This is a genomic window from Aeromonas lusitana, from assembly GCF_002812985.1.
Lineage (GTDB): Bacteria > Pseudomonadota > Gammaproteobacteria > Enterobacterales > Aeromonadaceae > Aeromonas > Aeromonas lusitana.
In genome coordinates this window covers 160,370-181,091 of sequence record NZ_PGCP01000013.1, presented here as the reverse complement: position 1 = coordinate 181,091, position 20,722 = coordinate 160,370, and the positions used below count along the sequence as shown (strand labels likewise).

Sequence of the window (20,722 nt, the reverse complement as noted above, 5' to 3'; positions counted from 1 at the left end):
ACACAGTGCAGATCCGTCATGCCATCAGGAAGAGGGCTTGCGCTCCAGGGTCGCCGCGACCGATTTGGCCGCCGAGGCGGTGAGCAGGGGCTCACCCGGATAGAGCACCAGGGCCCGGGTGCGCAGCTGGTTGGCCTCCTCCCCTCGCCCCAGGGCATTAAGGGCAATCACCATGTTGGCGTAGATATTGGCCCGCGGGGTGTGGCGCACGAACTCCTTGCCCCAGTCGAGATAGGCCTCCAGCTCGCTCTTGTTGTTCGTCTGCAGGCCCACCATCAGCCGCACAGCGTTCACATCGAACTCCACCCGGGTCAGCCAGGCCATGGGGTTGACCACCTCCAGCAGCAGGGTCGGCTCCTTGTAACCGCCGCGTTCATACTTGGTCACCACCCAGGCGGTGTGAATGGCCGTCAGCATGAAGGGCACCACCACCAGGGGAATCGCGATGGCCATGAACCGCAGCAGCAACCAGGGGCGATAGACATATTCCCGCCAGCTGGCTTGGGCCTGGCTCCCCTCCTCCACCTCCGCATCCAGCACATAAAGGAGCAACAGCAGGGCCCACCAGAGGGCGATGGCATGGTAGAAGGGGTACTCGGTCTGGGTGTGCAGCAAGATGGGAGTCACCAGTGCCAACAGGGCCAGTCCCTTGACCCCGCCAGCCTGGCTCAGGCGCCACAGCAGAGTCGCCCCCATCAGCAGCATGCCCAGCATGGGGGCCAGCCCCCCTTCCACCGCCCAGTAGAGGAACTCGTTATGGGGATGATCGAGGTTGTATTCTATCTGCACCATGGCGGGGTTGAGCGCCTTGTCGGCCATGTAGTGCTCGAGGAAAACGGGTTCGAAGCTGCCGTAACCCCAGCCTGCCCAGGGTGCCTCGGCAATCAGCTTGGCGGAATAGGGCCAGTAGATGGAGCGCATACCGCCGGATTGGTAGATATCCAGCCCTCGCTTGGCCCCCGCCATGCCGTATTGGGATATTAGACCCAGGACTACGCCCAATACGACCAGCCCCAGCACTGGGCCCAACTGCCGCTTGCGATAAAGCTGTGGCGCGAGCAAGAGCAGCGCCAACAAGCCACCAAGCTGACCCACCCGAGATTGCAGCACCACCAACAGCACGGGGGCCGCCAGAATGACCCCATAACGCAGCCCCTTGAGCCAGGCGTTGGTGTGTCCGCGCATCTCCAGCCAGATAGCCAAGGAGAGCCCGGTCGCCATAAAGCTCGCCATCACATTGGGCTGCTGGAAGATGCCATAGGGGCGATTGGCACTAGTGTCATATCCCAGCCAGTTACCCGGGGTCAGCAGATAGAACTGCACCAGACCTAGAATAGCCTCAATAGCCACTGCCCCCAGTAACAGATAGAGCAGCTTGTCCCTCGCCTGACGATCCCATTTCCATTGATAGAGACAACTCAGAAACAGCAGGCCGGCAAACAGCCCCAGCAAGCGGGGAATGGCGTAGTCCTTGAGCTCGAAACCAGGATAAGCCATGGGAAACAGCAGCAACATGCCCCCGAGCCATAGTCCTATCTGCAGTGGGGACACGACCAATTGCTGGCGCAAGGTGACCTGCCAGAGCCCGAGCCCCATCGCTAGGCTCGCGAAGATCCAGCCCCAGGCATTGAACGGCAGATAAAGCCCTGAGCCACCCGGGTTGTGCATAAAGAAATGCATGCCGAACAGCCAGTAAAAGGCGCTGACTATCGCCATGCTCCTAGTCGTTGCCATCATCTTTCGCCGCCCCCTTCGTTCATATCGATCAATCCCTTTGCCATGCCTGAAACTGTGCCTGAAAAAGAAAAGGGGGCCTATGCCCCCTTCTGCTTATGAATGAAGACTATATCTGTTCCGGTCTGCGAAACGCATGGCGAATCAACACTATACCCACTCCCAGCATGCCACCAAGTAGAGTAGCCAGCACAACGATCAACGGGCGCTTGGGTTTGTCGCGGGAGAGTGGCTCGCTAGGTGAGGCCAGATAGGCAAATGATTGGAACGGCAGCTCCTCAAGCTTGATGGCTTGAAGGCTGCTCAATTGCAAACGCAGATCGCCCAATGCCGGATTCATAAACTCAGGGTTTTTGATTTCCTTGAGGATCTTGAGCTTCTCAGCCAGAGCACGGGCACCAAGATCTATGTTCAGGCTACCCTGACTCTGCAGATTTTGTACCGGTGCCTCTATTCCCGCAGCTTGAGTAATACGCAAGCTATATTCGGTACGTAGTATATCGTCTTGCAGTTGTTTGAGAGTATCCATCTTGGCGCTCTCAAACTGAGTCTGCAGAGTCTTTATCCGGTTCTGCCAGATGGTATCGAGCTCCTTGCCCTTGGCCATAGACTCCTGCTGTTGGATAAACTCAATGTATTGCTCAAGACGCAACTTGGCTTCTTCTGCCGAATCTGCAGCCAAGGAGAGAGTCACTTCCTCACTCAATTTATCCAGAGCCTGAGCACTGATACCTTCAGCCATTTTCTTGAGCAGTTGGCGTTTCTGCTTCGGCTCTGTCGTTCCGGCTTTGGCTGCCTCGAGCTCGAGATAACCTCGTTCAATCAAGAACTGGCGCTTATTGTTCAACCCATTGAAGTTATTAATAAAATCAACATACAATGACTTTTTTTCAAAATCGCTGAAGGCTGTCACAGGTATTTGGGCGTTTATCAACTGATTGAGATTAAGTTCAAGGGATTCCGTCTCCTTGAGCGTCGGTTGCTTGATCTCAGCCTGGCTAACCCAAACCTGAGGGGCCAGTAACGCATAGGCCACCCCGGCAGTGCTAAATACTCCCGCCACCACCAGAATCAATATTTTCTGACGCCATAGCACTAGGATCAGCTCACGCAGATCGAGCTCATCGCTGGAGGAGGCCTGCCAACCCTGGGGCAGCTTATTATCTGAATTATCGAATATCTGCTTGTTCATACAGAGCTCTAAAAATAAGGTGGTTGCCATAAAGGGGCATTACGGTCTTTGTCAGACAAGACTAATGGAATATTTTCTATCAAGGGCACTCAATAGCCGGATCTGATCCGTTGAGAGAGCCTTCAAACTGAGTCGCATAATAGTCAGTACATTTGTACAACACATGGGCCAATTCGCTCTGCACATAGAAGCCATAGGCGTCCAGCCAAGCGCATTAGTGAACCGGCTGATGACTTTCTGAATTGAGAAAATCAATCTCATCAACCACGGTTAAGTGCGGCTCATGATGTAACGTGCTTTTTGCCTTCCACACCAGATCACAGATTCCATCGGTTGGGTTAAAACCGGTAGGCATGCTTAACAACAGGCTACGGATCTGTCCATGATCAAAGCGGAAACAGGCGCTATCCAGCTCGGCCAAAAAAGCCCGCAATTGCGGCCACGGCAACATCAGCTCAGAGGCTTTCATGATCCGGGGATGAGCGGTACCCTCAACCTGTTCACCAATAAGTAATTCCTCAAACAGCTTCTCACCCGGGCGCAAGCCGGTGATCTTCACCTCAATATCGCCACTTGGATTCTTCTCACACTTAAGCTTGAGACCGCTCAATCTGATCATCCGGTGAGCCAAGTCAATGATCTTGACCGGCTCGCCCATATCCAAGACAAACACATCCCCCCCTTGCCCCATCGCACCAGCCTGGATCACCAACTGTGATGCCTCAGGGATCGTCATGAAATAACGAATTATATCTGGATGAGTCACAGTCAATGGGCCACCATCGCGGATTTGCTTGCGAAACAACGGCACGACTGAACCGGAAGAGCCCAATACATTACCAAAGCGCACCATACAAAAACGAGTTTGGCTTTGAGCAGCAGCCAAGGCTTGCAATACCAGCTCAGCCAATCGCTTGGTAGTACCCATGGTGTTGGTGGGTCGCACCGCCTTATCGGTCGAAATCAAGACAAAGGTTTCAACCTTGGCCCTAATGGCAGCCTGCGCACAGTACAGAGAGCCAAACACATTATTTCGTACGCCCTCGACCACGTTGTACTCAACCAATGGCACATGTTTATAGGCCGCAGCATGATAAACAGTCTGGATCTGGAAGGTACTCATCACCGCTTGCAAGCGGTGCTGGCGCTGAACCGAACCGAGCAAAGGCACTATTTCAATCTGCAAATCTTCATACTGACTGATTTCATTGAGCTCTTTATCTATTGCATACAAGCCATATTCAGACAGATCAAACAGAACCAGTTGCGATGGTTTACAACGAATGATCTGGCGGCACAATTCAGACCCGATAGAACCACCCGCTCCCGTCACCATTACCCGTTTGCCAGATATATTGGCGTTAATAAGCTCTGGGATTGGGGCAACAGAGTCACGCCCCAATAAATCTTCAATACTGACCTCCTTGAGCTCATCGATATGAGCATGTCCCTCGACAAGGTCGGCCATACCGGGAATAGATAGCACTTCACAAGGACACTTTTCTAACCTATTGATCACTGCTTGCCTGACGCTTCGAGACGCACTCGGCATTGCTAACAGGATCTTTTTAATATCAAAACGCTCAATCAACTTCTCGATAGCGTCGGTGCTATAAACATTCACCCCTTGAATGACCGCCTTTACCAGCGCAGGATCATCATCAACAAATGCGACTGGCAGATATTCCTGCCCTTGATTCAACGCCAACTGCAACTGTCGCCCGGAAGAGCCAGCACCATAGATCAGCACCGCCACCCGTTGCTGCTTGCTACTATGTATCAGCGCCCGGAAAAAGAGCCGTACACCACCAACCAATAAGACCGAGAAAGCAAAATAGATAACAGATACTGTTCTGGGTAACGGCACCGCCATAAAAAACGCCAGCATCACCAAAGATATCGTGGAGAGGAGCACGCCAAGTGATACCGTCCACAATACCTTGAACCCGACATATCGTAATACTGCACGATATAGCCCCAATCGTATAAAAATAACAATAGTAATAGGGAGTAACAACGCTAGCATTTGCCAGTGAATAGCACTCTGCAACGGAATTTGCGCATCCAGTCGTACCCAGTACCCCCCCCAGAACGCCAGCGAAAGCAATAAAACATCCGCGCAAATGCTGATCGCACGTTTATAGACACGTGGTATAGCCAAAAAAGAAGTCAACATAATAACACCATCTAGTTAACAACGGTCAAGAAGGATAATGTGAGGCAATCCAGTTCGAGACTATTTCGGCCCAACCGCATCACCAGCTCCACTACCGGTAGCCGTCATGATGATATAACGAAAATAGTGCGCTAGCGTGAGGGTATCGATCATCTGCCGATCCGTCTTAGCAAGCAACGCCGGGGTAGACATATCTATGTTTTGTACCTGTGCTAACCCGGTAATGCCCGGTAATACATCATAGACCCCCAAGGCATCGCGTTCGGCAATCAGCTCTTCCTGATTGAAGAGATTTGGCCGCGGTCCAACCAGACTCATCTCGCCCTTGAGCACATTAATCAACTGCGGCAATTCATCGATTTTTGTTTTGCGTAAAAAAGCACCCAACTTAGTGATAGAACTGGTACTCGCCAAGTGACTCGCCACCGACTGGGTATCGACCGACATGGTGCGAAATTTAATCAGCTTGAATGGTTTTTTGTAACGCCCGACACGCTCTTGTACAAAAATGGGCGATCCAGTATCCAACAGACCGAGCAGAGTAACGATCAACAAGATAGGCCAAAGAAATAACAATCCAAGAAAAGCGGCACAAAAGTCAAGCGCTCGAATCAACATCCTTCTTTATCCTCAATAAAACAGCGTTTAATCCCTTCTTCCACCGATATCGGTGGCTGCCAACCCAATGTTTCCTTGGTGTGGCTGATATCGACCTGCAGATTACCACACAGCCGCTCAATCACTGCCTGCTTGCCTGTCAGTTTGCCCGCCAATCGCAACCAACTCATTGGCACTGGCAACAAACGTGGCGATTTACCCGCAGCCCAAGTCATCATCTCAAGTAACTGAGTCGTAGAGATATCCTGATCATCACTGACCAAAAAGGTCTGATTGGCAGCATGAGGGTGAGTGACACAGGTAACGATCAGATCAACCAAATTATCCAGTGCGACCAAGCTGCGTTGATTATCAATAGCTCCCAGCGGCAAAGGCAGATTCCTGTTAGCAATAGTAAGCAGTGAACGAAAATTGCCTTTAACGCCAGGCCCATATACCAAAGGTGGGCGAATAATCACCAACTCCATGCCAGTGCCAACCACCAAACTACGCAGTCCCTCTTCTGCCGCTTGCTTTGAACGACCATAATCATCTTCTGGTGCAGGCCGAGAAGCATGGCTAAAAGGTGAAGCATTAGTGGTAGATTCACCATTGACCTTAACTGAACTGATAAAAATAAAGCGCTTCACGCCTGCAACAATCGCCTGACGTGCAAGGTTGATGGAACCATCAACGTTAGTATCATGATAAATATCAGCACAATTATTGGCTGAGCTATTCATCACATGGGCCTGCGCTGCGCAGTGAATAACGATATCTACAGATTGCAATGCCGACGCATAGTCAACCGCCGAGCCTAGCTCGCCAACAACATGAAAGCAATTATTAGCAGAATCAAGCCGCAGGCCAACAGGTTCTCGCCGTCCATAAGTTCGTACACTCAAACCAGGATGCTGAACTAACCGATTTAATACAGCTCCCCCTACAAACCCTGTAGCACCGGTTAATAAAATCATTTTTAATCTCTGCAATAGAATAATGAAATTAAACTTTCTACACACCATATTTATTCAAAGTATGTAGATACTGAGCGATGATCAATTTTTCATCAAATTGACGCATCATAAATTCACGACCACGAATCCCCATCTCTTCTCTCGCACTCGATGAAAGACCCAACACTTTTTCACAGCATATTGCGAGAGCATTAGCATCTTTGACAGGACATAACAGACCTGTCTCATCTGGAATAACAACGTCTCGACAACCTACGTTATCCGTTGTAATTAATGGTTTAGCCATTGCAGCGGCCTCCATCAAGCTTCTAGGTATACCCTCGCGATAAAAGGAGGGTAAGACAACACAATCCGCTTGGGATATATGGCTACGAACATCATTTGTCGTGCCGAGATATTCAATCACGCCTTCCTTTTCCCATTTCTCAACTTGCTCACGCTCTATAACACTGGGATTGGCAAAACCACACGCACCTAACAATTGGAAAGTTGCATGTGGATATTTTTTCCTAATAATTCGAGCAGCCTCAACAAACTCACCAACACCTTTATCCCATAACATTCTAGCAATTAATAAAAAACGGATATTCTCATCATAAGAGGTCTTAGGTAAAGGGGAAAAATGATTTAAATTTACCCCTTCACTATATAGTACAACAGCTTTATCAGCACTAACCAAGCTATGTTTTAAAAAAACCTGCCTATCATCCTCATTTAAAAACCACACCTCTTTTGGATAGCGGAATGCTAATTTATAAAGGCTACGAGCAACTTTAGCAATCCAGTTATCATTAACAAATGTATAACCAAGACCAGTAGTAACGGCTAAAGATGGAATTCCAGCTAATTTTGCCGCTAGCGAACCGTATATATTCGGCTTAATGCTGTAATGGATAATAAAATTTGGCATGGTTGAAAGGTAAAGACGATAAAGGGAGTATAACAAACTTAGGTCTTGTAACGGATTAGTTCCCTTGCCAGAAATTGGCAAATCAATCACGGTACACCCCATATTTCGTAGTTTATCAGAAAACTCATCTGGTGCTGTTATTACAGTTACCTTATATCCATCAGCCAATAACCTGCTAATAACACCATGGCGGAAGTTAAACATAGACCAAGCTACGTTAACAACTAAAGTGATTCTTTTATTTTGAAAACTCATAATGCCAGCCATTAAGAAATGAATAAAATACGTTATTATTTAAAGCAGAGCTCAGCTCTTATATATTTTCGGACAAGGGCCAGAACGTCCAAGTAAACCATCGCGAAATGCCATTAAAAAATATTTACAAAAGATAGTTTTATTCTCCGCCGTGAGAAATCCAATAAATGTTCGTATGACATTAAAAAATGACTCTCTGAGTTTATAACCAAAAGGAACATAACCAAGACGGAGCATCAAAAAACTATTTCTGACCAGATAATAACGACGTAACGGACTGTGAACAGAAATAGTTCGCCCCAAAATAGATAATCTACGATCTCCTATCGTATGCGCCATTCGAGCTTGAGGAGCAATAAAGACAGAATAACCTTTTGAACGCGCACGGAGTGACCATTCGACATCAATATAATCAATGAATAACTCATCTAGCATCAATCCAATATCATCTAACACTTCAGTTCTTATTAAACAACCTGATGCTATTATAAATGTAGCCTCTATCGGTTTATCACTTAATCTCACTCGTTCAATCAATGGCCCTCTATATATCGTAGCAGGATATGTTTTCCCAGAAACAGGATCAAAGAAAGAAGGGCCGATTGCAGCCACTAATTTATTTCCCTTTATTAATTCTTTTTCAGCCACAACAAGCTTACTTATAAAGCCATCTTCAATCACACTATCTTGATCAAATAAAATAACGCGAGATGCTTTAAATTGTTTGGAAATAGTAATTGCTTTATTCTGTGCAGATGCAAGACCTATATTTTCAGATAATAAATCAATAAAAACATTATCATATTTAGCTATAAGCGCAGACATTTCACTAACATTAGAAGATGCATTATCAATGATGACAACCTTAGTTACTTGTGCGCAGATTGAACTGATGCAACTTGATAAAACACCGATCTCAGGATTGTATGTCACCAATATTGCAATTATATTTTCACGCATTACGACAGCCCTTTTACCGTTTCGGTATTAAATTAGTTGAAATTAAGGATAGGATTTACATATATAAATGCCAGATGCCTATGAAGAGAGATAACCACTAATATAATCAGGAAAAAAATTCTAATTATGTAAAACCATTTATCAGGGTTGATATCACCGAAGATTATGTTCTGTTCCCTACTAGAAAATAGCAATGCCACTATAATAAACAGACAAAAAGAAAATAACTCATAGACACGGATAGATAAAACGGGGGAGAATGAAAAAACAATAAGAAAAACAACCCCCAATATATAAAGCTTAAAGTTATAAAGCAAAAATCCTTTTGCGTTGTATTTTCGTAAAAATATAAATACTGGACAGAGAGATAAGATAGCCAGTAAAGTCGTAACGGATACCGTCCCGGCAGTTACATTTTCGGAATTATTTAAATAAAGAGAAAATAATGGATTTATGGAATCGAATATACTAGCAGAATTAGTAGCTATAAGTGGCAATATACAAGCTACGGCTGTAAATATAATAAGTCTAAAAAATGACAATCTGTTTTGCCCCAACCTGATAACAAACGACAATAAAAATAGACCTGCCGAATAATGCATCCCTATAGCTATTAGAAGGCAGAATACCCCAGTAATTCTTTTATTATTTGCCCAATAAAAAATAAACATACAGCCAAATGAAATTGCAATTGACGCTCTTATTTGAGTAATTTCATGAAGAATGCCAAGTGATGATAAATATATCACACATAAAAATATCAAAATTAAAACACTGCACTTCTGCTTCTCCAAAATACTTATTTTTATATAGAAAGACAAAAATGACAATAATAACCAATAACTTGTAAAACTCAACTCTAAATATGAAGACAGCTTAGTAACAAAATAAAACAGAGGTTCGATCCTTGAAGTCACATCTCCATCTATATCATTGAAAATATCCAAGTAATTATAATGATCATTGCTATATAATGTAATATTTGCAGCTAACGCAGCAAAAGCAAACGAAAACAAAACTACAATACATGACCTATAAGGTATAAACACGAGAAACCTCACACCTCGCCTCTATTTGGCCGAAGCTATTCAACCTTCAGCATCTTTACTACCGACTTTAAAGCATCGACTCCCTTTTCCATCATATCATTTAGGCGAGACACAACAATATAATTGCTTTCAATGATAGAAATTATCTTCTCATTAGAAAAGTAGATTGCATTGTTCATTTCCTCTTGCGTCACATACTTCATCCCCAATTCGTTAAAATCACCAATTGAGGAGTTCTTTACAATAGGAATAACCCCATTGAAAAGATACTCAATCAACTTGGTTGGACATGCAACATTGTTAACAATACAATCATCTCTTAAAATAAATCCAAATGTAGACTCCGCATAATACTGGCTCACAGCTTCTGGAGGAACTGACTTACAAATATACTCACCGACAATATCTTTACAAAGAGATAGCATCCTTTCGCTATCTGGTGTTAAAAATATATACTTAAACTCTAGATTATTTTCCGCGATGGACACCATAAGGGATATATTCTGCCACTCTTGGAAACCGCCTGCGTATATAGCGACTTTATTATTAAGAAAAGACCTATCAATAATTTTGTTATTTCCAAGCTGATACTTACTGTTGACGGAAATGATGGGCAAGATTATTGCCCTCTCATTGCCTAATCTTAAAAATGAATACTTACTATCATAATAGTAGTCTTTCATCTTTTTTGTAACGAAAACGAAACGAAAACCACCGTAAATCACAACAAGCTCAATAAGGTAATATATCTTAGCTCTTAATTTATGCCCCATCATTTCAAGCTCTTCCGGCACGACACCATGAAAGTCGGTGATAATATAACGCCTACATTTCAATAAATAAAAAGGCAATATTCTAATTGAGTTATATATAGAGTGAACATATATGACTTTTGATTTCCATAGTATTTTCGCTATAAACAACATATGAAAGAAAAAATTAACCTGATAAACAGAGATATTATCAATGCATATTTTTTTTAATTTAAAATTTGAGAAAAATGAAATATCAAGATACACTCTTTTTTCATCACTAAACAATGAATCTATATATTTTACCCTTTGAAACAGGCCATCTTTTTCATTATGAGATGATGGAAATTGAGAAATAAAAGATAACACAAAACACCTCGAAAATACATTATATACAGAACCGTAAACTAACTAATAATTATTATAGCTAGCCGTTAAAATTGGACTGACATCATTCTACTGCTCAAAATTAGCACCACGCAAAGTATAGGAATACATAAATCCCATCGTGGATTGCCATATCCATCAAGATTGTAAGGCAAAAAACTGGCTAAAAAGTCTATCTATAGCAGAGTATCCCAGCCTACTAACTAACAAACAACACTTCTGATTGTATTTTTTGTCTTTTAATAGTGTGATACCGACTACAATTATCTTCTCAAAACATTGATGATATTGGCACATGCATTGCCATCACCATAAGGATTATGTGAGAAACTCATTTTTTTATACGCGCTGCTGTCTTTCAAAAGAATATTAACATTGTGGACTATTTTATCGACCTCTGTCCCCACCAACATAACCGTACCTGCAGATACAGCTTCTGGTCGCTCTGTTGTTTCACGCATCACCAGCACGGGTTTACCTAATGATGGGGCTTCTTCCTGAATACCACCAGAATCGGTTAAAATCATATAAGATCGCATCATTAAATAAATAAATGGCAAATATTCTTGCGGCTCAATCAAAATAATGTTGTCGATACCACCCAAAATACGGTTAACTGGCTTACGCACATTCGGATTTAGGTGCATAGGGTAGAGAATTTGTACATCTGGATTTTTTTTAGCCGTGACGGCCAGCGCTTCACAAATGCGCTCAAAACCACCACCAAAACTTTCTCGGCGATGACCTGTAACCAGGATCAGCTTTTTATTTTCATCCAAAAATGGAAACTGTGCAGCAAGGCTGGAGTTAAGAGTTTGATCATTATCGATCTTATCTTTCACCATCAATAATGCATCAATAACCGTATTACCCGTTACAAAGATATTTTTCTGACCATAGCCTTCACGCAATAAATTAGCTTTGGAGGTTTCAGTGGGGGAAAAGTGATAGGTCGCTAGCGCACCGGTTAGCTTACGGTTAGCTTCTTCCGGCCAAGGTGAATAAATATTACCTGTGCGTAAACCTGCCTCAACATGACCGACCGCAATTTGCTCGTAGTAAGCCGCCAAACTTGCCGCGAAGGTTGTGGCGGTATCACCATGCACCAACACCACATCTGGTTTAAACTCTTGCAATATCGGTTTTAACTGCAGCAGAATCCGTGCAGTGACATCATTTAACGTTTGGCCAGCTTTCATCAGATTCAGATCATAATCTGGAGTTATTTCAAACAGAGATAATACCTGATCCAACATTTCACGATGCTGAGCAGTTACACATACCTTTGATTCAAACCGTTCATCCGCAGCTAATGCATGAACTAAAGGCGCCATTTTAATGGCTTCGGGGCGAGTGCCGAATACTGTTAAAATTTTTTTCACTTGAATAGCCTTCTATAAGAAGATATAACATTTTTTAAAACGTATTTAAATTTATTGTTGTTTATGAAAAATGGAATAAAAAACAAAAACAATTTATTATACTCAAATTTTTTCAGCAGTTTTAAATTATCATCAACATGATAAGCACCTGTTGTTGTCAACAGGTTCAATATACCTTTATAGGTATACTGTTTTTTGAAAACACAGCCAAATGCTTTGTATGCTGATTGCTCATAGCTAAATATGTCCACCACTATCCTGTGGAATGTTTTTATATCCAAGCTGAGAAACTTACCAGGTTCTGAATTCCATTCATTAGGGTTATTACCTCTAGCATAAACTAAACACTCTGGAACACTAAAAACTTTACATCCATTATGTATAATACTGTAAATAACAAACAAATGTATATATTGCGACCCTATATATTTCTCTTTATCTTGAATAGCATCCCACATTGACCGCCTAAATACAAAGGTTGAAATGAATGCAAATAGATTACTAATGGTACTCATACCAGCGAGATAAGTATACAAACTTTCACTTCGAGTATTTATAGTTGAAAATTTGTTTTTTACGGGGAAATCACACTTCACATCTTTTATATCAATCCCACACTGGGTATAGCCGTAGTGAATTAAATCACCTTTATCTTCCCTTATAATCCCTAGGATTTTACCGAGAGCAGCATCATAAAGACAATCATCACTTCCTAATATTAAACAATAACTTCCAGTAGCATGTTTTACTACATTCAAACAATTCGCATCAAATCCAATATTTTTTTCATTTATTACATACTTCAGCTTTAGCTTATCATTAAATGATGATACTAGCTCGCTTGTGTTGTCAGTTGATGCATTATCACTAATAACCACCTCAATCGGATCATTTTTATTTATTTGTTCAGATATACTACTAAGACACTCTTTTAGAAAAAACTCTCGATTATATGTCGGAATGCAAATTGATAACAATGGAGACATGATTAATTAACTCTTGTGTTTTTAAAAACGTGATAAAGATAGAATCCATGCGGTAAACAAAACAACCACATTGCAGCGCAATAAAAATAAACCATGTAATTAGCTGTAAATTGTGTTGCTAAAAATAGCACTCCACTCATCAGCACTGCGGTAAAAATTGCATTACCTAGATATTTTTCTACCTTATGCGAACGCACATAGCTGGCTTGGCAAGCGATGATATGGTTGCCAACACCTGTAAGCACCAAAAAAATAAACACAGAGGGGTCAATAAAACGCTGTGCAAGTTGAAACTCTTGATAATTCAAAACATATAATACTGCAATAGCTGTTGCCCCAACTAAACACAAAAATAGCAAAGAGTGTTTAAAGGTCTTTTGGTATAAGTGATCTAGCTCGGCTCTACGATTATCGGCAATTAAACGACCAAAGGTCGGCACCTTGGTCATAAACCATGACAAAGAGATACCGGTCATTAGGGTAATAATACTTAAGGATAAGCCTAACTGCCCAGCGAATTTGGCTCCAAAAAAACGAAACGCGACAGGGTTAAACAGATTAAAGATAAAATAACCACTTAGCCAACTTATGGCTATGCGCCATTGCATGGGTAGGATTTCATCTTTCCATAAATTGCCCTGCAGTGATTTATTTGGGCATTGAATTGCTGTTTTGATGACATGATAAAAATTTCTATGTATCCACAATGCCCCCACCACGAAAGTTGCCAAGGCGGTTGCTGCACTGGCGTAAAGACCAAAACCAGATAACAACACCAACCAAGCAAAGAGTGCCGCCGTCAACGTTTGAAATAGCCGCATTTTGGCAACTTGAGCGACAAAACCACATCCTTCAGCGATCGATAGCATGGGCGTGATCAACAATGAAAGAGAGGCACTGAGAACCAAGAATAACCAAGGTAATAGCCAGGCTAAGGTGGGCAACGCATCCATAGTTGATGTTGCGAAAAATAGATAGCCTAACGGCGATACCACCAATAAAACGCCCGCACTGACGACAAAGTACCACTTTATCGCCAAGGAGATCATGTAATAAAGCCTTGCAAGGTTTTCTTTATTACCACTGATCGCATCTTGGGTGATTTTAATCCCGACCATCTCATGGCTAACAAATTGAATTAATACTGTTCCAAAGCCCAATTCAAAAATTATCTGCAAGCCGAGTATGCTGGCAAACGTGTAATAATACCCCTGTTCAACTGGCGTTAAAAAGTGTGTGATTAACAGCAGGGTGATAAAACTAGAAATACTACCTGAGCCACGATGTAATAAGACGAAAAAAATTGCTCGGTCAACTCCAAGCTTAGATAGAAAATTGCTAATCATGGGGTGCATTAACCGCTTGTTGTGACTGCTCATTATTTAGAATGGCATTCACCTCTACCAAAATGCCTTCTAACGATGTGTATTGAGGTTTATATCCAAACTCTGACAATTTGGTGTTCTTACTATAGTAATTAACTTTATTGCCTGTTGCTGCCACTATCTCTGTTTTTTCTGTCAAAAAGAAATTTAGCCCAAATTTTTCTTTTAGTTCATCCAGTAAAGATAATTTATCTATTTCCCCTGCAGAATAACAATCGACAGCGAGATTAATTTTAGGAGCGTTTAGTAAGCATTCTATAATTTGCTTAAAATCAGCAGGATGCAAATAATCTCGCACCATGGGTTCTGGGTTAACTTGACATACCTGTTTAAGCTCAATTGCTCTCAGTAAGTCAGCAATAAAAAATCTCGCAGATAAATCTTGATGTCTGCTAAAAAAATTAAATACTCTAACATCAATGATTGATAGTTCCGGTAGGCATCTGTGCTTTATTTCTGTAATAAATTTTGCCAAACCATACTTTTCTGCAGATATATCACCATTAACATTGAATATGGTGGGTTTATCTTGCGTTGCTGGTTGTGAAAAATCATTACCATACGCAGCACCACTACTCAAAAATATATACTTACAGTTAGGGTGCTGCTCCAAGTATGCCAATACCAAATCATCGTAACGCTCTGTAACAGACATAATGCTAGCAGACATCGCTTTGGCTTTGGCCGGATCACCCGCGCCAATAAAATTAATCACCGCATCATATGAGCACTCATTTGGAAATGATGCTAATTTAAAATTACCAGCGTTCACGGAAGATGTATTTAGCTTGCCTATAAACTCAGCAACTTTACTCACATCTCTAGCATAAAGGTGAACTTCATGTTTTGCCTGACAAGTTACCCACTCTCGAATTAATTCTTGAGCAATAAAACTGGTTGCCCCTAACACAGCAATTTTCATTATCAACCTTTTAATGGATGTTGTTTGTCAATAGGCAGGCCAAATGAAAGACGAGGGCGGCACTCTCTCGCATTACGCATTAAAATTTCTATTAGCATTGGCTCAGGATTCTTGGCAAAGCTGGCAAACAACGTATTGAGTTCATCCATGCAGGAGGTAGCAAACGACTTAATGTTGTACGCGCGACCAATGTTGTAAAATGATGAGCTATAACCATTCCAATAAGTTGATTCATTTCTGCCGTCAAAATACATCTCTTGGAATGCGTGCACCATGCCTAATGACTCATTATTAAACACAATGGTTAACACCGGCAATTGCTCACGTGCAATAATATCCAACTCTTGAATATTCATCTGAGCGCCACCATCACCGGTTAATGCGACCACAGGTAAACCGCTAGCATAGGTCACACCAATCGCAGTTGGGATGGAAAAACCCATAGAGCCCAAGCCCCCCGAGTGATGTAGCGCTTGCCCTTCACCTAGCAAAATTGAGTGTGCAGCCCACATCTGGTTGTTGCCCACATCGGCAACATAATGAATCGACTTATTTTTAAATGCGCGCTCTAAACCCTTACAAACCAGAAATGGGCTAACACTCCAATCTTGATATTCATCAACATAATTCTGCTGCCAATGTTGCAGCAAAAACTCTGGCCACATTTTATCCATCTGTTGAACAGGTGAGGGGGCATTGATAAATGAAGAAAAGAAAATTTCACAATCTGCATGAATATCAACATTTGCCTTCACTCGGTTGGCTAGTTGTTCTGCATCCAAGTCAATTTGAATAATTTTGGCATTGCGTGCGAAATCTTTAATATCCGCACCAGTCTGCCGTACATCCATCCGGCTGCCTAACACTACTAACAGATCGCAGTTTTGAATGGCATAATTTGCCGTACGTGTGCCATAGCTGCCAATCATGCCAAAGTAATTTGCTAGCGCCTGACACTTCTCGCTACCTTTTAAACTTGAGACATGTGGAATTCCAACCTGAGCAACAGCCTTCTGCCAGAGCACAAAGCTATCACAATTAATGGCGCCACCTCCAATTAAAAAAAGCGGCTTTTTCGCTTGGCTCAACGCATCTAACACCGCAGAAAAATTTGTTAAATCAACTTGCTTTTCTACTGTTTCTACTGATTGATTAGTTAAATAATCAAGCACATTATCCTGCAACTCGGCGCGCTGTAAATCCATTGGAATGTCTAACAGCACCGGGCCAGGGCGGCCACTTTTGGCGATATAAATCGCTCGTTGCAGTATTGGCACAAGCTCATCGGCCGACTTGATTTGATAGGAAAATTTGGTAATACTTTTTACAATACTGACAATATCTAATTCTTGAAAACCCTGCTGACGAATATTGCGGTCGTTCTTCAACTCATTGGTATTAACTTGGCCAGTTAAAAAAACACATGGGTAATTATCCAGCCAGCAATCCGCGATACCAGTAATTAAATTCGTCGCTCCTGGGCCACTTGTGCCCAAAGCTAAACCAATTTGGCTATTATTGGTTGCTCGCGCAACGCCCCCCGCAGCAAAAGCCGCCGATTGCTCATGATGCAAAGAAACTAGCTTGGTTTTACCAATTAAATTAATGCTATCAACCAAGTGTGCAATCATGCCACCAATTAATTCAAAACCATGAGTGACATTATTTGCACCCAATACATGAGCAACTGCATCTGATGCTTTCATTTAAAACCTCAAAATTAATAAGAGCCAGCTAAGACTGGCTCTAAAATAATTGATATTAGAAGCTTACACCAAAAAACTCTTCAAACTTGGCAATCACATAATCCAAATGATCGTGCGTCAAGCCAGGGTAAATACCGATCCAGAAGGTCTGATTCATCACGCGGTCGGTGTTGGTCAGCTCACCAACAACACGGTATTCACGACCAGCGAAATAGGGTTGACGGGTCAGGTTACCCGCAAATAGTAGGCGGGTACCGACCTTGGCCTCGTCGAGGAACTTGATCAGCTCGAGACGGCTGACACCAGCGGTTTCCTTCAAGGTGATTGGGAAACCAAACCACGATGGCTCGGAATTATCGGTGGCTTCCGGCAGCTCGAGAAAATCGACGCAGTTGGCCAGGCCGGCTTTCAGATAAGTGAAGTTGGCCTTACGCTGCTCAACAAATTCTTCGACACGCTCCAACTGGGCTAGGCCACAGGCCGCCTGCATGTCAGTGATCTTGAGGTTGTACCCCAAGTGGGAGTAAGTGTATTTGTGATCATATCCTTCTGGCAAGGAACCCAGCTGTTGGCTGAAGCGCTTGCCGCAAGTGTTATCGCAACCCGGTGCACAATAGCAGTCGCGGCCCCAGTCGCGGAAGGACTCAATTATCTTCTTAAGCTCGCTGGACTTGGTAAACACAGCCCCACCCTCACCCATGGTGATATGGTGTGCCGGATAAAAGCTGACGGTGCCAATATCGCCGAAGGTACCAACCATTTTGCCATCGTAACGAGTACCGAGGGCATCACAGCAATCTTCAATGAGCCACAGGTTGTATTTATCGGCAATACGACGGACTTCGGCCAGGTTGAACGGGTTTCCCAAGGTATGGGCGACCATTATTGCTTTGGTTTTATCTGTTACAGCGGCTTCAATCAGCGCTGGATCAATGTTATAGGTCGGGATGTCTACATCCACGAACACTGGGATCAGGCCATTCTGGATGGTCGGGTTGACTGTGGTCGGGAAACCAGCAGCAACAGTGATCACTTCATCACCCGGTTTGAGTGCACGTTCACCCAGTTTGTGGGAAGTCAGCGCGGTCAGGGCCAGCAGGTTGGCAGAAGAGCCTGAAGTGGTGGTCAGCACATGGGGAACACCGATGTATTCACCAAGCTTCTTTTCAAAAGCATCGTTGAAACGGCCGGTGGTCAACCACCCATCGAGCGAGGCTTCAACCATCAATTGCAGTTCACGGGCACCGATCACCTTTCCGGATGGCGGGACGACGCTGCTGCCAGCTACAAATGGCTTGGGAGCCATAGCTTGTTCAGCATACTGAGCTACCAGTTGGGAAATTTGTTCACGCAGAGCTTGTGCACTCATTTATCTCTTCCTGTTAAAAGTCTTGCCAATGTCATATTCTGGCAATGGATCATTGTTCGTCAATCAAGGGGGGGCTGGATGTTACCTAGCTAAGTGGGGAAAGTCATCCAGACCGATAGGCATCACTGAGCAGCCATGTAGTCACGGATCTCACGCAAGGTCACCTCACGCATATCCTCACCTGCCAGCCAAGCCTTGTGCCACTTGATGATACGCCCCAGTGTGGTGACCAGATCCCAGCGTGGCTGCCAACCCATCCGCAGCTTAGCCTTGGAGCACTCGAGTTTCAGGTAATGGGCTTCATGGGGATGATCGGCACCATCGAGTTGCCAGCAGGCATTGTCACCCCACAGCTGTACCATCTTCTCGACAATAAACTGTACCGGCTGGGCATCGTTGTCGTTGGGCCCAAAGTTCCACCCTTCCGCATAAGCACAACCTTCGCGATAGAGGTACTGTGCCACTAGCAGATATCCCGACAAAGGTTCGAGCACATGCTGCCATGGCCGAATAGAGTGGGGATTACGGATAACCACTGGCTGGTCGTTTTGGAAGGAACGCAGGATATCCGGGATCAAACGATCTTTTGCCCAATCACCGCCTCCGATCACATTACCAGCGCGCACCGATGCCAAAGCCACGCCATGACGTGCATAGTCCTTCGGATTAAAGAATGAGTTGCGGTACGCAGAGGCCACAAGCTCGGCACAGCCTTTGCTGTTGGAATAGGGATCATAACCACCCATGGCCTCATTTTCACGATATCCCCATACCCATTCGCGATTTTCATAACACTTGTCGCTGGTAATATTGACTACAGCCTTGACACCACCGACCGCTTTAATGGCTTCAAGCACATAGACGGTACCCATAACATTGGTGGAGTAGGTCTCGATAGGATCATCATAAGAGAGTCGTACCAGAGGCTGGGCTGCCATATGGAATACGATCTCGGGTTTGAAATCGGTCATGGCTTCACGCAGATGGAAGAAGTCACGAATATCACCATCTTCCGATAACAACCCCTGCCGAACCTTGGCTACCTCAAAGAGGCTGGGTTCAGTGGGGGCGGGAAGGGAATAACCACGCACAATGGCCCCCATTTCCTCCAGCCACAACGCCAGCCAGCCGCCTTTAAAACCAGAGTGCCCGGTCATAAAGACCCGTTTGTTTTTCCAGAAATCAGGATCGATCACGGCCATTACTTCCATACCTTCCAAGGTGCTTTACCTTTTTCCCAAAGTCCTTCGAGGTAGTGTTTATCACGTAAGGTATCCATGGGTTGCCAGAAGCCACTGTGCTCATAAGACATCAGTTGTCCCTGCTCCGCTAATGCCATAAGTGGCTCTTGCTCCCAAGTCGTCGCATCATTTTCAATCAAGTCAATAACCTTGGGACTTAATACAAAGAAGCCCCCATTGATTAAGGCACCATCACCTCTTGGTTTTTCCTTGAAAGAGAGGACTTGATTATTCTGGATATCCAGTGCACCAAATCGGCCCGGCGGATAAGTTGCCGTAAGTGTCGCCAACCTTCCATGACTCATATGAAAGTCTATACTCGCTCCAATATCAACATCGGATACGCCATCACCATAAGTAAACAGGAACGCCTCATCATCTTTCACATATTCAGCAACACGCTTAAGACGGCCACCCGTCATGGATGCATCCCCAGTGTCAACCAGAGTCACATTCCATGGCTCTGCACGCTTTTCATGCACCTCCATTCGGTTTTCTGCCATATGGAAAGTGACATCAGACATATGAAGGAAATAGTTGGCAAAGTATTCTTTGATGACATACCCCTTATAACCACAGCAAATGATGAAATCATTGATACCGTGTGCGGAGTACATTTTCATGATATGCCATAGGATTGGCTTACCACCAATTTCAACCATCGGCTTTGGTTTGACAACAGTTTCTTCACTCAGACGGGTGCCCAAGCCACCGGCAAGAATTACCGCTTTCATGTTTTCTC

18 protein-coding genes are annotated in these 20,722 nt (G+C 43.9%); all 18 read right to left on the bottom strand.

Features of this window, described 5'->3' with window-relative positions; all coding sequences use genetic code 11:
* Nucleotides 1-24: 24 nt before the first annotated feature.
* A complete protein-coding gene (locus tag CUC44_RS09690; protein ID WP_425266305.1) occupies nt 25-1,734 on the bottom strand; it encodes a PglL family O-oligosaccharyltransferase in 1,710 nt (569 codons plus the stop codon).
* A 109-nt stretch (nt 1,735-1,843) separates the two neighbouring features.
* A complete protein-coding gene (locus CUC44_RS09685) occupies nt 1,844-2,926 on the bottom strand; it encodes an LPS O-antigen chain length determinant protein WzzB (RefSeq protein WP_100859785.1) in 1,083 nt (360 codons plus the stop codon).
* A gap of 79 nt (nt 2,927-3,005) precedes the next feature.
* Entirely contained in the window at nt 3,006-3,089 is an 84-nt protein-coding gene (locus CUC44_RS21460) for a hypothetical protein (protein WP_425266304.1), read from the bottom strand.
* Nucleotides 3,090-3,140: 51 nt separating this feature from the next.
* On the bottom strand, nt 3,141-5,102 hold the full coding sequence (locus CUC44_RS09675) for a polysaccharide biosynthesis protein (protein WP_100859754.1): 1,962 nt from the start codon (nt 5,100-5,102) through the stop codon (nt 3,141-3,143).
* Nucleotides 5,103-5,162: 60 nt separating this feature from the next.
* Nucleotides 5,163-5,720, bottom strand: a complete 558-nt coding sequence (locus tag CUC44_RS09670) for a sugar transferase (protein WP_244166750.1) — start codon at nt 5,718-5,720, stop codon at nt 5,163-5,165.
* Nucleotides 5,714-6,676, bottom strand: coding sequence for a UDP-glucose 4-epimerase family protein (locus CUC44_RS09665; RefSeq protein WP_100859783.1), 963 nt, complete (start codon nt 6,674-6,676; stop codon nt 5,714-5,716). The genes CUC44_RS09670 and CUC44_RS09665 overlap by 7 nt, the downstream gene beginning before the upstream one ends.
* 37 nt (nt 6,677-6,713) lie before the next feature.
* Nucleotides 6,714-7,841: a glycosyltransferase family 4 protein gene (locus tag CUC44_RS09660; protein ID WP_100859753.1), complete on the bottom strand. Its 1,128-nt coding sequence runs from the start codon at nt 7,839-7,841 to the stop codon at nt 6,714-6,716.
* Nucleotides 7,842-7,892: 51 nt separating this feature from the next.
* Complete coding sequence (locus tag CUC44_RS09655) at nt 7,893-8,801, bottom strand: rhamnosyltransferase (protein ID WP_100859752.1); 909 nt, start codon at nt 8,799-8,801, stop codon at nt 7,893-7,895.
* A 32-nt stretch (nt 8,802-8,833) separates the two neighbouring features.
* Entirely contained in the window at nt 8,834-9,850 is a 1,017-nt protein-coding gene (locus CUC44_RS21455) for an EpsG family protein (RefSeq protein ID WP_157812765.1), read from the bottom strand.
* Nucleotides 9,851-9,885: 35 nt separating this feature from the next.
* On the bottom strand, nt 9,886-10,971 hold the full coding sequence (locus CUC44_RS09645; RefSeq protein WP_157812764.1) for a glycosyltransferase family protein: 1,086 nt from the start codon (nt 10,969-10,971) through the stop codon (nt 9,886-9,888).
* 281 nt (nt 10,972-11,252) lie between these two features.
* Nucleotides 11,253-12,371 (bottom strand): non-hydrolyzing UDP-N-acetylglucosamine 2-epimerase, encoded by a 1,119-nt coding sequence (gene wecB / locus CUC44_RS09640; RefSeq protein ID WP_208621046.1) that lies wholly within the window; start codon nt 12,369-12,371, stop codon nt 11,253-11,255.
* A complete protein-coding gene (locus tag CUC44_RS09635) occupies nt 12,368-13,357 on the bottom strand; it encodes a glycosyltransferase family 2 protein (RefSeq protein WP_100859748.1) in 990 nt (329 codons plus the stop codon). Before CUC44_RS09635 ends, wecB begins: the two co-directional genes overlap by 4 nt.
* A 2-nt stretch (nt 13,358-13,359) precedes the next feature.
* Nucleotides 13,360-14,712, bottom strand: coding sequence for an MATE family efflux transporter (locus CUC44_RS09630; RefSeq protein ID WP_157812763.1), 1,353 nt, complete (start codon nt 14,710-14,712; stop codon nt 13,360-13,362).
* Entirely contained in the window at nt 14,696-15,664 is a 969-nt protein-coding gene (locus CUC44_RS09625; protein ID WP_100859746.1) for an NAD-dependent epimerase/dehydratase family protein, read from the bottom strand. Before CUC44_RS09625 ends, CUC44_RS09630 begins: the two co-directional genes overlap by 17 nt.
* 2 nt (nt 15,665-15,666) lie before the next feature.
* On the bottom strand, nt 15,667-17,370 hold the full coding sequence (locus CUC44_RS09620; protein ID WP_100859745.1) for a thiamine pyrophosphate-binding protein: 1,704 nt from the start codon (nt 17,368-17,370) through the stop codon (nt 15,667-15,669).
* Between the two features lie 55 nt (nt 17,371-17,425).
* A complete protein-coding gene (gene rfbH, locus CUC44_RS09615; RefSeq protein WP_100859744.1) occupies nt 17,426-18,739 on the bottom strand; it encodes a lipopolysaccharide biosynthesis protein RfbH in 1,314 nt (437 codons plus the stop codon).
* Between the two features lie 122 nt (nt 18,740-18,861).
* Nucleotides 18,862-19,950: a CDP-glucose 4,6-dehydratase gene (gene rfbG / locus CUC44_RS09610; RefSeq protein WP_244166752.1), complete on the bottom strand. Its 1,089-nt coding sequence runs from the start codon at nt 19,948-19,950 to the stop codon at nt 18,862-18,864.
* Nucleotides 19,941-20,714 carry a glucose-1-phosphate cytidylyltransferase gene (rfbF, locus tag CUC44_RS09605; protein WP_100859743.1) on the bottom strand — a complete coding sequence of 258 codons (774 nt, stop codon included), beginning with the start codon at nt 20,712-20,714 and terminating at the stop codon, nt 19,941-19,943. Before rfbF ends, rfbG begins: the two co-directional genes overlap by 10 nt.
* Nucleotides 20,715-20,722 lie beyond the last annotated feature (8 nt).

Coding starts and splice junctions, on each gene's coding strand:
- CUC44_RS09690 (WP_425266305.1), bottom strand. CDS start 1,734: ATGGCAACGACTAGGAGCATGGCGATAGTCAGCGCCTTTTACTGGCTG.
- CUC44_RS09685 (WP_100859785.1), bottom strand. CDS start 2,926: ATGAACAAGCAGATATTCGATAATTCAGATAATAAGCTGCCCCAGGGT.
- CUC44_RS09675 (WP_100859754.1), bottom strand. CDS start 5,102: ATGTTGACTTCTTTTTTGGCTATACCACGTGTCTATAAACGTGCGATC.
- CUC44_RS09670 (WP_244166750.1), bottom strand. CDS start 5,720: ATGTTGATTCGAGCGCTTGACTTTTGTGCCGCTTTTCTTGGATTGTTA.
- CUC44_RS09665 (WP_100859783.1), bottom strand. CDS start 6,676: ATGATTTTATTAACCGGTGCTACAGGGTTTGTAGGGGGAGCTGTATTA.
- CUC44_RS09660 (WP_100859753.1), bottom strand. CDS start 7,841: ATGAGTTTTCAAAATAAAAGAATCACTTTAGTTGTTAACGTAGCTTGG.
- CUC44_RS09655 (WP_100859752.1), bottom strand. CDS start 8,801: ATGCGTGAAAATATAATTGCAATATTGGTGACATACAATCCTGAGATC.
- CUC44_RS09635 (WP_100859748.1), bottom strand. CDS start 13,357: ATGTCTCCATTGTTATCAATTTGCATTCCGACATATAATCGAGAGTTT.
- CUC44_RS09630 (WP_157812763.1), bottom strand. CDS start 14,712: ATGCACCCCATGATTAGCAATTTTCTATCTAAGCTTGGAGTTGACCGA.
- CUC44_RS09625 (WP_100859746.1), bottom strand. CDS start 15,664: ATGAAAATTGCTGTGTTAGGGGCAACCAGTTTTATTGCTCAAGAATTA.
- CUC44_RS09620 (WP_100859745.1), bottom strand. CDS start 17,370: ATGAAAGCATCAGATGCAGTTGCTCATGTATTGGGTGCAAATAATGTC.
- rfbH (WP_100859744.1), bottom strand. CDS start 18,739: ATGAGTGCACAAGCTCTGCGTGAACAAATTTCCCAACTGGTAGCTCAG.
- rfbG (WP_244166752.1), bottom strand. CDS start 19,950: ATGGAAGTAATGGCCGTGATCGATCCTGATTTCTGGAAAAACAAACGG.
- rfbF (WP_100859743.1), bottom strand. CDS start 20,714: ATGAAAGCGGTAATTCTTGCCGGTGGCTTGGGCACCCGTCTGAGTGAA.